This is a genomic window from Synechococcus sp. YX-04-1, from assembly GCF_030546365.1.
Taxonomy (GTDB): Bacteria; Cyanobacteriota; Cyanobacteriia; order PCC-6307; family Cyanobiaceae; genus Parasynechococcus.
Map to the genome: position 1 here is coordinate 147,394 of NZ_JAUONZ010000004.1, position 14,303 is coordinate 161,696.

Here is a 14,303-nt window from a genome sequence, read left to right on the forward strand (position 1 = left end):
ACCCGCTTAGGAACTCACAATTTCAGCACGCATGCTCTGCATGCAGGCATTTTCAACCTGGCCGTTAAATTGCTCAATATCTTCCGAATTCCGACTCTGCGCGATATCACCAGCCAGAGCAATCAATTCGTTTTCCGATAGTAGCGAGGCCTGATCAGATGGCTTGAAATAGTTGAAGTCGACAGACATCAATTCGCAATACTGCTGGTTACTTGAGGATGCTCTGCTGTCAAGGTGCCCAACAAGCGACTGTTGGAGACAAGGCGAAAACAAGGCATCAAATTCAGCCATCAATTGATCTGCAACTGAGAGTCGACTGCACACACGGAAGAGCCAGCGATTTCCTTCATGGGGTCCTGGGAAAAACGACTGCTGGCATGGTCGAAGAGCACTGAGATGGGCAGACATGGCATGAATCAATGCCTGATTGAAGGAAAGATTCTTTCGCACATCGAATGAGCTGAGATCATCAAGCTCCAAAGACAGCCCTGTCGAAGACAGGAAGTGTGCAAGCAGGGAATAAGGGAGAGATCGTGTTGGGATGTGTGAACTCACGACACTGACTGAACCACCAAGCCTCTTAACACCGCCACAAAAACGTTGATAGTTACCAAACCAATTGCGATCCTGGCCAACCAGAGACAGCGCAAGAAGACTTCGCTCTAACGCCGTAAATTTTCTCCAATCCAGATTATAACCAGCCAAGATCTTTAGGTCCTCGTTAAGTTTCTTCCTGTCGCGAAAAAACCACTGAGAATAAGCAGATATATGATAACTAGATTGCAATCTTGAGTATCCAGAGATCACAACATGATCAAAATCATGCTGATCCAAAGCACGCTCTGCAATCGAACACACCAATGCTGGGCGATTGCCAAGCATTTCATGGCTCACAACAACCTGCGAGCCTGACTCGGCAGATAGAACGCGATCAATATAGTCAAAAGCGGTGTCACGATTCCGCTGTAGAGCTTGGTCAGCATTGCGAAGTTGAGCAGGATTCAAAAAGCAAAATCCCAGAGCACCCTTCGACGCCTGAGCCACCAAACGAAGAGAGGCTTGCAGCGAAGAGGACGCACACTTCTGAGCCCCAACATGAATGACCAGCCTTCGCGCCATCTAAGACCTCGAAACCCCTATTTCAGAAAAGATTAGAGCAAAATAGTGGCTAAACGCAATGCCCAAAAGTTTCACGACACCCTGTAAACAACCACATCAGAGACGATGCTAAAGTAAGAGGGATATCAAGGAGTGCAGTGAAAAAAACAAAACTTTTCCTGCACATCGGCCACGGAAAAACTGGAACCTCCGCAATCCAGTCCGCACTAGCAATCGCTTCGGAAGATTTAGCCAAGCGAGGTATCAATTACCCCATCCAGCAATCTCTTCGAGACCGAGCATCTAGGCTTGAAATCACATCCGGTAATTGGGAGCCCACGTCCGAAGTAAGCTTGACCAATCAATTACTCGAAATAGCAAAAAACAACTACAAAAATTCAAAAATAATCTTGAGCTCAGAATCACTATTCTGGCTAGTTCCAGAATTGATTCAAAACAAGAGCACTTGGGAAACTCATATCGACCTACACATCATCTTGGCGGTCCGAGAGATCGAAGAGATGCTGTCTTCGGAATACCAACAACGCGTTAAGCGGCATGGTGATGCAATGCCACTGGAACAATTTGTGAGAGCCAGGCATTTTGTTTCATCACATCATGCAAAAGCAGCTGAAGTCATTGAATTAATAGCTCAGTCAAACATCACAAATACGATCATCAATTACTCAGAGCACAAACGCGATATTTCCCAATTGATTTTCAAACTCATCGGCGCAGAAGACCTCTATCCCACAAGCCAGATGGCCGGAGCCATCATCAATAGGAGCCTGAGCCGCAAAGAGCTTGAGATTCTGATCACGATTAATGCTCTTTACTTCAGCAGGTTCCCCTGGATTAGCGCAAGAATTTCAGATGCATTAATTAAAAATCAACCAAAACTTGAAGCACAGCAATGCAAAATCGCAAAGCAGCAGCTCCAAAAAGTCTATGAGACAAACGATCCTTACCTACAGACCATTAATGCATTCCTAGACTCAAAGGAACAGTTGAAATCACTTGCAAATCTCAACCAAGAAATAGCTCAGGTGGATTCACCAGAACAAGCCCAGAAAATACGCGAAGAAGAGGCCATTTCCGTAAGTCTTATGGGAGATACACTGCTCCAAACATTAACCAATGAGTCAAAGCGAAAACTCTCCAACGACACTGTCGATGCAATCATCGCTTTAAGCCAGTCGGGGCAAGTATCCAAAACCACGGAAGTTGAACTCTTGGAAGTCGCCAAAGAGAATCGACCACAAGGCCAAAAACTTGCACAGCTGCTGGAGCGAGCACGCAAAGAACTCGCAAAACCGTAATCCTCGAGGCAGCAAAACTTGAAACGGAAATCCTTCATTTTATATTTTCAGAGTTAACGAGATTAATTCATCCGAACAAGTAACCACATATGCCAAAGCGCCATAGCCCATAAAATAGATCGAAGACAGGTATAACATGAGCAATAAGGATGTATAATCACTGAAAGCAGTAGAACAAGGCAATGAAAAAAAATATTGGCAGGAAGCAATCAGCTAAGCATCAATTCATTATCCCAACCAAAAAATTACCCAACACACTGTCCCAAGAAGTCTGCAACCCACTATGGAAAAAGATTATTCATTCCATTGAGAATAAAGAAGTTCAACCAATCCTCGAGATCATCCAAGCAATCGACAAGGACAAGGGGTCACCCTGCTTACCTCATCCCTTCATGGACGCCGTAGATACATTCCCAGTCAAAAGCGTACGACAAGGAATGTGCAACTTTATCTTTTTTAGTGATTCACAAAATAAGAACCAATGGATCTTATGCCAATGCACATCATTCATTGATGCTCTTTTTTCGACGACATACTCTGGAAAACATCAGTCATCCATCAGCGACAAGACAATTCTCAACTCAGTCAAGAGAGTTCTCAAAAAAGAAACCAGGAAGAATTCGAAACAGCATGAAAATAAAAAGGCAATCTTTTCTGGGTACTTGCTTGATCAAACAAGACCATACCATCACTTTTACGACCAACTCAAATGGATGGTGCATTTAGAGACGAAAAAACCAGTCGTCAGTAAAAATTCTTTTTTCAGCCCTAAATACTTGAGCAGAAATGCTACTGGCAACAGGAAAAATAAACCTGAATTCTCAATATTCCCCTTGGTCATAGGATCCAATCAAATGGGGATGAAGCTTGACGAATACACCGAGACAATGGAGAACGTTGTCTACCAAGACAGCCTGAAAAGCTTGCGCGGTGGCATAATAAATTATCGATGGAAACAATTTATCAAACAAATCAAGAAAATATCGGGCAAAAAGAAAACTCTTACACTTTGGTTTGGAATTTCAGGCCAGAAAAGAATCTGGGTCGAACAAGAAGATTTTCTTCCAACTCTTGTTGAGCGACTGAGCCCTTGGTTCGATTCGTTTGTATTTTTGATTGATGGATTTACGCAATATGAAGACAATGCATATGTTCCGATACAAGGAAGCAAGGAGACGCCCGTCAACCAAGATCTTGAAGTAGTCGATTCAATTCAAAAGAAACTGTCATCTTTTTCAAATGCTTCTGTTATCTGCCTGGTAGGCCAAACCTATCGAAAAAAAATTCAACGATGTGAATCTGCTGATTTTTTCATTGCCAATGCTGGCGCTGGCCAGCTCGTTCCGCATCGGTTCTGCAAAAAGCCAGGCATCCTTCATTCAAATGAGAAGCATTGTGTTTTCCCCATGGGCATTAACAACACAAGTGTGCAATTAGTCGACAAATCACTTGTCAAGGATGTCGGTAATTTATTTGCCAAAGGCAAGAGAGCCGAGCGATCAGGAACGGGATTAATCAGTTACAGCATCAGTATTGAAATTGTAATCAACATGATTATAGAAATGTTGAAGTTGAATGAATAGGGTGAGCGCCACGATGCCCATCTGCTCTAAACAAGAATCAGAAAAAAAGCAGAGGCATAGCCGCCGAAACTACAATCTTTTCAAAGCACCACCCAAGGCCAGCCGAGAGAAAATTGCTAAAAATAGATAATTACACAACGAATAAAACTAGGCAATGCATAGATCGTCGCTTTGATAGAATTATATTAAATTCACTTGGAAGCAAATGAAAACCTGCTACTTACATATTGGTTTTCATAAAACCGCAACGACAACATTCCAACAAATATGTGGGGGCAATCGTGATGAACTCAAGAAAGCAGGTGTTTTTTACCCACAATTTGTCTATTCACCTGAAAAAGAAAATCGCTGTAATCATTCAAGTCCATTGTCGGTGATTTACAAGCGGGGCATAGCGAAAAGTACGGGGAAAAAATCCAAGCAAACAGGCCGAAGCGAATTAAGACAAATCAACCAAGAGATTCAGATCAAGGCTTTACAGCAAGAGCATGATCTTCTCTACAGTGGTGAAGCACTTTGTGCATGGCCACAGGAGAATTACCTACGTCTCCTTGAAGACCTCAAAACCTTTGGCTTCAAAGTGAAGGTTTTAGCCTTAGTGAGGCCTCCTTACTCCTATGCATGCTCTGCAATGCAGGAGAACATCAAATCCGGGAAATTCAATCCCTTGGTTGGGCTGGATCAGCCCCATCGCAAGCGGGCCATCACGAGGCTATTGCCAAGTCGCTCTGGAGAAATCGAAACTCTTCAAAAAGTATTTAGGGAAAATATTAATTTCCAGCCTTTTTCAACAGCCCTGGCTCACCCCGATGGGCCTGCGGCTTTCTGTCTTGAGCAACTCGGCATTCCTGTGAGTTGGGAATCAATACGCCATGACTCCAGCTTTCGTAGCAATGAGTCTCTTAATAACCCACAAGTGCGTGCCATGAATCTCATCAATAAAGAGTTTCATGCAGAGCAAAGTCGAAAACGGTGCAGTAAAAATAATTTCAAGCTTTTGCGGCAAGGCCTTGATAGGCTTCAGGGAGACCGATTTTTACTTACTGAAGTTGAATTCCAATTAATAAAAGAGCAATACAAGCAACTCAAGGAAGAAATGAACAAACTACTAGGCCCCTCTTTTGCAGAAGAATCGCTAAAGTTCTCTGATCCAATTTCAAATCCTCGCGATGTTATTAATTCAATCGCGAAATGCGCCGCCCTACTCGCAACACAGGCAACACAAAAGAGTTAAATCTACACAGCCAACTTCAGACAATTCATAGATCAGTATCAAAAGAACTGCAGCAAATACCAAGCACTATTGGAATAAGGACCTACTTCTTATAGTCATTCTTGCCTCCAGAATTCACACCACTTTTTCATCTTACTTTTAACACAAGCCTTCTATCCCCTTTACTGAAAAGCGTGGCCTATCAAAAGGAATAACGAAATCGTTTCTCAATTCAGGCAAACCCCATTGAACTTGATATCAAGCGATAGAAATTAAGTCAGCCAGGACTTTGTAACCCTGATTTGAGAAAAGCCAACTCTTTATAGACCCGATCAAGCTCGTACAACATTTTGACGTCCTTCTTTTCCAAAATCTCGACCCTCTTCAGCAAGTCTTCAAGCAGTTTGTTCTGCAAAGTTTCCACCTGCACCTGACGCTTCTGAACGCCTGGGGCTGCACCAACTGGAGCAGAACGATCGGCCAGAACTGCACCGTTGGTTTCGACGTACAACAGTGCAAGACGCTCCAACACCTTGGAGTAGGCCTTGTCTTGCTGTCGGCAGAGGTCTTTGAAACGCTGCAGCGTCTCAGGAGCAAACTGGGCGGCAAAGGCACCGGGGCGCTGGGGCATTTGTCCCGACACAACCATACGTAGCAAGACGTTAACCGGTGCAGAGATGCACCTCACAACCTTCATGGCCTGCAACTGACACCGCCCCCCCACAAGCCACATGTCTTGTACAACCTAGGCCTTACAAGACAGCTTCCGAGCATAAAAAAGAGGCCCCACAGGACCTCTTGGCATGACTTGAGTTGGCGTGATCGGGTGGTCGCTCGACCACCCGCACTACATCAGTAGTCGAAGTCGCCGCCGCCCATGCCACCAGCAGGAGCTGCTTCCTTCTTCTCGGGAAGATCAGCCACGATGCACTCGGTGGTCAGCACCATGCCAGCGATGGACGCGGCATTTTGCAGACCAGAGCGGGTCACCTTGGCGGGGTCGACGATGCCGGCAGCCAGCATGTCGACGTACTCGCCGGAAGCAGCGTTGAAGCCTTCGGCGCCAGCGCGAGCCTTGACGTTCTCAGCCACAACAGCGCCGTTCGCACCTGCGTTTTCAGCGATACGCATCAACGGAGCGGTGAGAGCAGCAGCCACGATGTTGGCGCCGATCAGCTCCTCGCCGGACAGGCTGGAGGCAGCCCACTGCTCGAGGGCAGGAGCCAGGTGAGCCAGGGTGGTGCCGCCGCCAGGAACGATGCCTTCCTCAACAGCCGCCTTGGTGGCGTTGATGGCGTCCTCGAGACGGAGTTTCTTGTCCTTCATCTCGGTTTCGGTGGCCGCACCCACCTTCACCACAGCCACGCCACCGGCCAGCTTGGCCAGACGCTCCTGCAGCTTCTCCTTGTCGTACGTGGAGTCGGTCTCGTCCATCTGCTTCTTGATCTGTTCGCAGCGGGCGCCGACAGCCGCCTCATTGCCTTCGGCAACGATGGTGGTGGTGTCCTTGTTGATCGTGATGCGACGGGCGGTGCCCAGCATCTCGAGCTTGGCGTTCTCCAGCTTGAGACCAGCGTCCTCGGTGATCAGCTGACCGTTGGTAAGCACAGCCATGTCTTCCAACATGGCCTTGCGGCGATCACCGAAACCAGGAGCCTTCACGGCAGCCACGTTCAGCACGCCCCGCAGACGGTTCACCACCAGGGTGGCGAGAGCTTCCTTCTCGATGTCCTCAGCAATGATCAGCAGAGGCTTGCCGGTGCGGGCGATTTGCTCCAGCACGGGCACCAGATCCTGCACCAGACCGATCTTTTTATCGGTAAGCAGGATGTAGGGCTCGTCGAGGACGGCTTCCATCCGCTCGGTGTCGGTGGCGAAGTAAGGGGAGATGTAGCCCTTATCGAAGCGCATGCCCTCGGTGACCTCGAGCTCGGTCTCCATGGACTTGCCCTCTTCGAGAGAGATCACACCTTCCTTGCCAACCTTGTCCATGGCATCGGCGATCATCTTGCCGACTTCTTCGTCGTTGCCAGCGGAGATGGTGCCGACCTGGGCAATGGCGTTGCTGTCAGAGATGGGCTTGGCCATTTCCTTGATCTTGCTGACCAGGAAATCGGAAGCCTTGTCGATTCCCTTCTTCAGGGTGATGGCATTGGCACCGGCAGCCACATTGCGCAGACCCGCCTTGACCATGGCATGGGCCAAAACGGTGGCGGTGGTGGTGCCGTCACCGGCGGCGTCATTGGTTTTGGAGGCGGCCTGACGGATCAGAGCAACACCGGTGTTCTCGATGTGGTCTTCGAGCTCGATCTCCTTGGCGATGGTGACACCGTCATTAATGATCTGAGGTGCACCGAACTTCTTCTCCAACACCACGTTGCGACCCTTGGGACCCAGGGTCACGGCGACGGCTTCACAGAGGATGTCAATGCCTTTTTCGAGAGCGCGACGGGCGTTCTCGTTGTAGATGATGCGCTTTGCCATGGAAGGCGTTTCCTAATGAAGAGAATGGGTAAGAAAGGCTGAGTTGAGACTCAAGCCGCAATTTCAGCGGGGCTGATCTCAGTTGACGACAGCCAGGATGTCCTTCTCGGACAGCAGTACGTATTCATCGCTGCCGAGCTTGATGTCGGTGCCGGCGTACTTGCTGTAGAGGACCTTGTCGCCCACACCAACTTCGGGAGCCTGACGGCTGCCGTCGTCGTTGCACTTGCCGGGGCCCACCTGAACCACTTCACCCACCTGGGGCTTTTCTTTGGCGGTGTCAGGCAGAAGGATGCCGCCGGCGGTCTTCTCTTCGGATTCAGAGACCTTGACGAACACGCGATCGCCGAGGGGTTTGACGGTCGAGACGCTGAGAGAAACAGCAGCCATGGGTATTTGCAGGAGCAGGGACAGGGCGCAATGCGCCAAGCATCGACGCGAGTTGGCACTCGATGCCGATGAGTGCCAACGTATTCAACCGACCAGCCCTCAGGCCAGACCTCCAGCTGTGCGGGTGACCGAACCAATAGGGAGCAACCACAGCAGTGGTAAGGTTGCGCCGCTCTGAATGGGTCCGAGCGCGTAGCGCCTGTTCCCGCAACTCTCCTTCCTATGGTCGCTTCTGCTCCTGCATCTGCTGGCACCAAGGGTGTGATCCGTCAGGTGATCGGCCCGGTTCTGGACGTGGAATTTCCCGCCGGGAAACTGCCCAAGATCTATAACGCTCTGCGCATTGTCGGGAAAAACCCCGCAGGCGATGACGTCGCCCTGACCGCTGAGGTTCAACAGCTTCTGGGTGATCACCGGGTTCGTGCCGTTGCCATGAGTGGCACCGACGGTCTGGTGCGCGGCATGGAAGCCGTCGACACCGGTGCACCGATTTCCGTGCCCGTGGGCGAATGCACCCTCGGCCGCATCTTCAATGTGTTGGGTGAGCCCGTCGACGAGCAGGGCCCCGTCAACACCACAACCACCGCTCCCATCCACCGGGATGCCCCCAACATCACTGAGCTTGAGACAAAGCCCAAGGTGTTCGAGACCGGCATCAAGGTGATCGACCTCCTGGCTCCCTATCGCCAGGGCGGCAAGGTCGGACTGTTCGGCGGCGCCGGTGTGGGCAAGACCGTGTTGATTCAGGAGCTGATCAACAACATCGCCAAGGAGCACGGCGGTGTGTCTGTGTTCGGTGGTGTGGGTGAACGCACCCGTGAGGGCAACGACCTCTACGAGGAATTCAAGGAATCCGGCGTTATCAACGCTGACGACCTTTCCAAGTCGAAGGTGGCCCTCTGCTACGGCCAGATGAACGAGCCCCCCGGCGCTCGTATGCGCGTGGGTCTCTCCGCTCTGACCATGGCGGAGCACTTCCGCGACGTGAACAAGCAGGACGTGCTGCTGTTTGTTGACAACATCTTCCGCTTCGTGCAGGCCGGTTCCGAGGTCTCTGCACTGCTGGGCCGCATGCCTTCTGCTGTGGGCTACCAGCCCACCCTCGGCACCGACGTGGGTGCACTGCAGGAGCGCGTTGCTTCGACCGTTGAAGGTTCGATCACCTCGATCCAGGCCGTTTACGTTCCTGCTGACGACCTGACCGACCCCGCTCCGGCCACCACCTTTGCTCACCTTGACGCCACCACGGTGCTGAACCGTGCCCTGGCCTCCAAGGGCATCTATCCCGCCGTGGATCCTCTGGATTCCACCAGCACCATGCTGCAGCCAGCTGTGGTGGGTGACGAGCACTACCGCACAGCCCGCGCCGTGCAGTCCACCCTGCAGCGCTACAAGGAACTGCAGGACATCATCGCGATTCTGGGTCTCGACGAACTGTCGGAAGACGACCGTCGCACCGTGGATCGTGCCCGCAAGGTTGAGAAATTCCTCTCCCAGCCTTTCTTCGTGGCCGAGATCTTCACCGGCATGCCCGGCAAGTACGTGAAGCTGGAGGAAACCATCGCTGGTTTCAACCAGATCCTTGCCGGTGAGCTGGACAGCCTTCCCGAAGCCGCCTTCTACCTGGTGGGCAACATCGAGGAAGTGAAAGCCAAAGCCGAGAAGATCGCCGCCGAAACCAAGTGATCACTGCGGGGGTGTGAATCACACCCCCGATCACGTTCTCGACAGTCCGTTCTCTTTTCGAACCAAGGTTCATGTCCCTCACCCTCCGCGTGCTGGCAACAGACCAGAACGTCTTTGATGGCAGCGCCGACGAGGTGATCCTGCCCAGTACCACCGGTCAACTCGGCATCCTGCCTGGCCACATCTCCCTGCTCACCGCCATCGACATTGGCGTGCTTCGGGTGCGTGCCAACGGTGCTTGGAACTCCATCGCCCTGATGGGTGGTTTCGCCGAAGTGGATGCTGATGAAGTCACCGTTCTGGTGAACAAGGCCGAACTGGGCAGCGCCATCGATGGCGCTGCCGCCGAGACCGCTTTCCAGAAAGCCACCACCGTGGTGGCTGGCATGGAAGGCCAACCGGCTTCTCCGGAAAAGCTCAAAGCCCAGCAACAGCTGAATGAAGCTCGCGCTCGTCTTCAGGCCAGCAAAACAGCCGACTGATTCATCCACCTGTTCCAGGGATGACATTCAACGCGCCAGGGGTTTCCGCCCCTGGCTTTTTTAATGGTGGTTTTTGGGTCTTTAATCAGAGCGCTAGGTGGCAGGCACAAAAAAACCTGCCCGAAAGCAGGTTTCTGTGGACAAGCCAAAAAGCGGAGCGGAATCAGGCGGTACCGCAGAAGGTGACGTCGGGGAACTTGGCCTTGGCCTCGTCGAGGCTCTTGCCTTTGCCCTCTTCCTGCCAGTAGTTGATCACCTCAGTGGCCTGGTTGAGCACTTCAACCCGCTCGTTGTCGGTGATCCAGCTCTTGCCTTCCAGCTCGGTCTTCAGGCTTTCCCAGGCATCCTCACGGGGCCAGAAAAAGTAGGAGGTGAGGGGGCTGGGGCCACCGCCAACGATCTGATCAACCGCGAGGGCCACGTTGTCAGGAAGCCAGAGGATCTTCAGCAGGAAGCGGCCCTCATCGGCCTTGGGGGTGTAACCGGAAGGAACACCATCGGCATCGATGGTGGCCGTAGCCAGAGCCGCGGCGGCGCCCTTCAGCACAGGCCGACCTTCGCCCTCGGTGGCTGCAGGCTTTTCAGTGGTTTCAGCTGCCTGGGTGGCGCCTTCAGCCGCGTCGGCGGACGGAGTCGCGACCTCCTGGTCGGTAGGGGCAGCGCCTTCGGTGACCGTCATGGTGTCAGCGCTCAAGACAGAACTACAAACAACTAACCTACCAGCCGCTCCCCGTCAGACGTTCTGGGATCCCCAACCATCCTGCTGTTCGACATCGATGGTGTAATCCGCGATGTAGCAGGCAGCTACCGACGGGCCCTCCAATGCACCGTGCAGCACTACTGCGGTTGGCAGCCCAGCGCTGATGCCATCGATGCATTGAAGGCCGAAGGAGCCTGGAACAACGACTGGGACGCCAGCCTTGAACTGCTGCGGCGCCATGGTGCTGAGCTGCCGGATCGCGCCGCGCTGATCGATGTCTTCAGCGGCTTTTACTTCGGGGGTGATCCGGAAGGGGACCCCAGCCAATGGACGGGCTTCATCGGCGATGAGCCTCTTCTGGTGGACGCCAGTTTTTTCGCCACGCTGTCGGAGCGCAAGCTGCGCTGGGGATTTGTGAGCGGGGCTGAGCCGCCCTCAGCCCGCTTCGTTCTGCAGCAGCGCCTGGGGCTCCAGAACCCGCCCCTGATCGCGATGGGCGATGCCCCCGACAAACCGGACCCCACAGGCTTGATCCGCCTGGCCAAAGCCCTCGGAGCGGATAGCGAGGTAGCGCAGGTGGCCTATCTCGGCGACACCGTGGCCGATGTCCATACGGTGATCCAAGCCCGCAAACGCTGGCCGGAACAACACTTTGTAAGTCTTGCGGTGGCGCCGCCTCACCTGCAAACCGCAGAGCAGGCTGCGGCGCGCGAAACCTATGAACAACGGCTGCGGGAGGCCGGCGCTGATCAAGTGCTTACGGGCACCAAAGCCTTGCTGTCCTGGGAGGGAGCCACGGCGTGAGGGCAGCTGTTCTCCGCGAAACTCCGCTGCTGATCGGACTGCTGACCCTGGTCGGCCTCGCGACCACCAACCTGCTCGACTGGCTGCTGCTGCAGCCCGCCCTGCCCGTGCTGACGGGCCTTGCCCTGCTCAGTCTGCTGGTGCTTCTGATGGCGCGGGGGGTGGCGCACCATGCCGATCAACTGGCAGAGCGCCTCGAGGAACCGCTGGGAACCTTGGTGCTGACAGGGTCCGTGATCGTGATTGAACTGGCCCTGATCGCCTCCACGATGCTGACGGGTGAGAGCAACCCGACCCTGGCCCGCGACTCGATGTTCTCGGTGCTGATGATCGTGCTCACGGGGGTCAAGGGCATGACCTTGATCGTGGCGGCGAGGGTGCAGCGACAGGGGCGCACCCAGCCGATGCAGCCGGAGGAGCTGGCGGCTGTGAATCAGAGCGGTTCGAGTGCCTACATCAATCTGATCACCACCATCAGTGTTCTGGCACTGGTGCTGCCCAACTTCAGCCAGGACAGCTTCGAAGCCAACTACTCCCTGCCGATCAACTGGCTGCTGACGTTTGTGTCGATCAGCCTCTACGGGATTTTTCTGCGCGGCCAGGTGGGCCGCTACCGCAACCTTTTCATTGAAAGCAATCAGCCCCTGGGCTCCGGGACCTTGTCCATGGGAAACAGCTCTGCTGACGACTCCCAGACTTCAATCCTTTCGAGCGGCGTCCTAATGGCGGCAGGCCTTTTGGTGCTGGTGCTGATCGCGGAATCGATGGGGAGCCTGATCGAAACTGGTATCAACGACCTTGGATTGCCCAGCTCCCTCGGCGGACTTCTGGTGGGCTTACTGGTGGTGGCACCGGAAGCTCTCAATGCCCTGCAGGCCGCAGGGAAGGGGGAGCTACAGCGTTCGCTCAACACCCTTTATGGCTCATCCCTGTCGACCCTTTGCCTGACGGTGCCCGCGGTACTGGCAATCGGCGAATTAACAGGCACAGATGTGATCCTTGGGCTGGATCCACTTGAGTCAGTGCTGTTGGTGCTCACGCTGATCCTGGTGCGGCCGATCAGCGGCCGCGTCAGTGAAATTGATGGCCTAATGCTTCTCACCGTGGGCGTGGTCTGGGTGGCCCTGCAGCTGGTGAGCTAATCACGATCTGATTCAGCGCTCCATCGCAGCAACGCTCTTGAGGGCACCCGCCGTGAGCACCTCATGGCCGGTCTCGGTCACGGCAACGTCGTCTTCGATGCGGATGCCGATGCCTTTCCAGCGATTGTCAATTTCAGGCTGTCCTTCCGGCACGCTGAGGCGATCGCTGACATATAAGCCGGGCTCAACGGTGAGGACCATGCCTCGCTCCAGCGGCGCAGGTTGCTCACCGAGCCGATACGCCCCCACGTCATGCACATCAAGACCCAGCCAATGGCCGGTTCGGTGCATGTACAGATGTCGATAGTCGCCTCGCTCGATGATGCCGTCCACATCTCCGATTAGCAGGCCTAGGTCCACCAGGCCCTCAACCAGAATTCGCAGGGCTGTGTCGTGCACCGCCTCAGCGGTACCGCCGGGAGCCACAACGGCAACCGCAGCCTCCTGGGACGCCAACACCAGGCTGTAGAGATCCCGCTGCTCCGCCGTGAAACGACCATTCACCGGGAAGGTGCGGGTGATGTCGCCGTTGTAGTAGTCCTCCAGGGAACAACCGGCATCGATCAGCAGCAGGTCACCGTCCTGAAGCTGGGCCGTATTGGCGGTGTAATGCAGCACGCAGGCGTTATCACCACCAGCAACGATGGAGCCGTAGGCCGGTCCACGGGCCCCATTGCTCCGGAAGTGAGCTTCCATCGCCGCCTGCACCTCAGCCTCGTTCATGCCCGGGCGGGTGATCAAGCGGGCCAGCTCGTGGGCCTCTGAGGAGATGCGACAGGCCTCACGCAAACGCTCCAGCTCATGGGGCTCCTTGCGCAGGCGCAGGCGATGCAGGATTGGCGTTGGCGCCACCAGTCCCAGAGCCGCAGTACCCGTTCGGGCATAGGTATCAAGTTGCCGCCCCCAGGCCGAGAGCACCATCGACTCCACCGATGTGTGGCGGCCCACCCGGAAGGCGATGGCTTCAGCACCGGCGAGGTACTCCGGCAGTTTTTCGCCCAGCTGATCCAGCGGATGGGCCACATCAGCGCCGTAGCGCTCCACCGCTCCCTCTGTACCCCAGCGGAAGCCAGTCCACACCTCAGCTGCCGGGTCCTTGGGCTGCACGAACAGCACAAAGCGCTCGCCCTCCGGTCGATGCGGCAGCAGCAGGGCCACCGCGTCCGGTTCATCAAAACCAGTGAGGTAGAAGAAATCGCTGTCCTGCCGGAAGGGCCACTCGCAGTCGGCGTGATGGGTCGCCAGTGCCGCGGCCGGGATCACCGCGGAGGCGGCGCCGAGTTGCTCCATGAACAGGGCGCGACGACGCGCGTGGATGCCGGAGTCGAAGCCGTTCACAGCAACAGTGCGTTCAGGAGAACAGGATGGCAGTTGGCAAGGCCGAACTGGCCAGGGCCTCTAC

Annotated in this window: 13 protein-coding genes; 7 read left to right on the forward strand and 6 right to left on the reverse strand. The window is 54.2% G+C overall.

Annotation, left to right across the window (positions count from 1 at the left end; translation table 11 throughout):
* Nucleotides 1-6: 6 nt before the first annotated feature.
* Nucleotides 7-1,044 (reverse strand): hypothetical protein, encoded by a 1,038-nt coding sequence (locus tag Q3Y53_RS08650; protein WP_303535114.1) that lies wholly within the window; start codon nucleotides 1,042-1,044, stop codon nucleotides 7-9.
* A 212-nt stretch (nucleotides 1,045-1,256) separates the two neighbouring features.
* Here Q3Y53_RS08650 and Q3Y53_RS08655 point away from each other — a divergent pair, with 212 nt between their 5' ends.
* From Q3Y53_RS08655 to Q3Y53_RS08665, 3 genes are all read left to right on the forward strand, one after another.
* Nucleotides 1,257-2,417, forward strand: a complete 1,161-nt coding sequence (locus tag Q3Y53_RS08655; RefSeq protein WP_303535116.1) for a hypothetical protein — start codon at nucleotides 1,257-1,259, stop codon at nucleotides 2,415-2,417.
* A 182-nt stretch (nucleotides 2,418-2,599) separates the two neighbouring features.
* On the forward strand, nucleotides 2,600-4,000 hold the full coding sequence (locus Q3Y53_RS08660; protein ID WP_303535118.1) for a hypothetical protein: 1,401 nt from the start codon (nucleotides 2,600-2,602) through the stop codon (nucleotides 3,998-4,000).
* A gap of 205 nt (nucleotides 4,001-4,205) precedes the next feature.
* The gene (locus Q3Y53_RS08665; RefSeq protein WP_303535120.1) at nucleotides 4,206-5,234 is read left to right on the forward strand and encodes a hypothetical protein; all 1,029 of its coding nucleotides are present in this window, start codon (nucleotides 4,206-4,208) and stop codon (nucleotides 5,232-5,234) included.
* 256 nt (nucleotides 5,235-5,490) lie between these two features.
* On the opposite strand, the gene Q3Y53_RS08670 is transcribed toward Q3Y53_RS08665, so the two are convergent.
* From Q3Y53_RS08670 to groES, 3 genes are all read right to left on the reverse strand, one after another.
* On the reverse strand, nucleotides 5,491-5,910 hold the full coding sequence (locus Q3Y53_RS08670; RefSeq protein WP_303535336.1) for a hypothetical protein: 420 nt from the start codon (nucleotides 5,908-5,910) through the stop codon (nucleotides 5,491-5,493).
* A gap of 155 nt (nucleotides 5,911-6,065) precedes the next feature.
* The gene (gene groL, locus Q3Y53_RS08675) at nucleotides 6,066-7,697 is read right to left on the reverse strand and encodes a chaperonin GroEL (RefSeq protein ID WP_303535122.1); all 1,632 of its coding nucleotides are present in this window, start codon (nucleotides 7,695-7,697) and stop codon (nucleotides 6,066-6,068) included.
* A 78-nt stretch (nucleotides 7,698-7,775) separates the two neighbouring features.
* Entirely contained in the window at nucleotides 7,776-8,087 is a 312-nt protein-coding gene (gene groES / locus Q3Y53_RS08680) for a co-chaperone GroES (RefSeq protein ID WP_226401909.1), read from the reverse strand.
* 222 nt (nucleotides 8,088-8,309) lie between these two features.
* Between groES and atpD the strand changes: the two genes are divergently transcribed.
* Both atpD and atpC read left to right on the forward strand, forming a co-directional pair.
* Nucleotides 8,310-9,773, forward strand: a complete 1,464-nt coding sequence (gene atpD / locus Q3Y53_RS08685) for a F0F1 ATP synthase subunit beta (RefSeq protein WP_226425158.1) — start codon at nucleotides 8,310-8,312, stop codon at nucleotides 9,771-9,773.
* 71 nt (nucleotides 9,774-9,844) lie between these two features.
* Nucleotides 9,845-10,255: an ATP synthase F1 subunit epsilon gene (atpC, locus tag Q3Y53_RS08690; RefSeq protein ID WP_303535126.1), complete on the forward strand. Its 411-nt coding sequence runs from the start codon at nucleotides 9,845-9,847 to the stop codon at nucleotides 10,253-10,255.
* 163 nt (nucleotides 10,256-10,418) lie between these two features.
* Here the strand turns inward: atpC and Q3Y53_RS08695 are convergent, their stop codons facing one another.
* Nucleotides 10,419-10,934, reverse strand: coding sequence for a 30S ribosomal protein PSRP-3 (locus Q3Y53_RS08695; protein WP_226401915.1), 516 nt, complete (start codon nucleotides 10,932-10,934; stop codon nucleotides 10,419-10,421).
* Between the two features lie 63 nt (nucleotides 10,935-10,997).
* On the opposite strand from Q3Y53_RS08695, the gene Q3Y53_RS08700 reads away from it, so the two are divergent.
* Nucleotides 10,998-11,759 (forward strand): TIGR01548 family HAD-type hydrolase, encoded by a 762-nt coding sequence (locus Q3Y53_RS08700; protein WP_303535338.1) that lies wholly within the window; start codon nucleotides 10,998-11,000, stop codon nucleotides 11,757-11,759.
* Nucleotides 11,756-12,901, forward strand: coding sequence for a calcium:proton antiporter (locus Q3Y53_RS08705; protein ID WP_303535128.1), 1,146 nt, complete (start codon nucleotides 11,756-11,758; stop codon nucleotides 12,899-12,901). The genes Q3Y53_RS08700 and Q3Y53_RS08705 overlap by 4 nt, the downstream gene beginning before the upstream one ends.
* 12 nt (nucleotides 12,902-12,913) lie before the next feature.
* Here the strand turns inward: Q3Y53_RS08705 and Q3Y53_RS08710 are convergent, their stop codons facing one another.
* On the reverse strand, nucleotides 12,914-14,239 hold the full coding sequence (locus Q3Y53_RS08710; protein WP_303535130.1) for an aminopeptidase P N-terminal domain-containing protein: 1,326 nt from the start codon (nucleotides 14,237-14,239) through the stop codon (nucleotides 12,914-12,916).
* Nucleotides 14,240-14,303 lie beyond the last annotated feature (64 nt).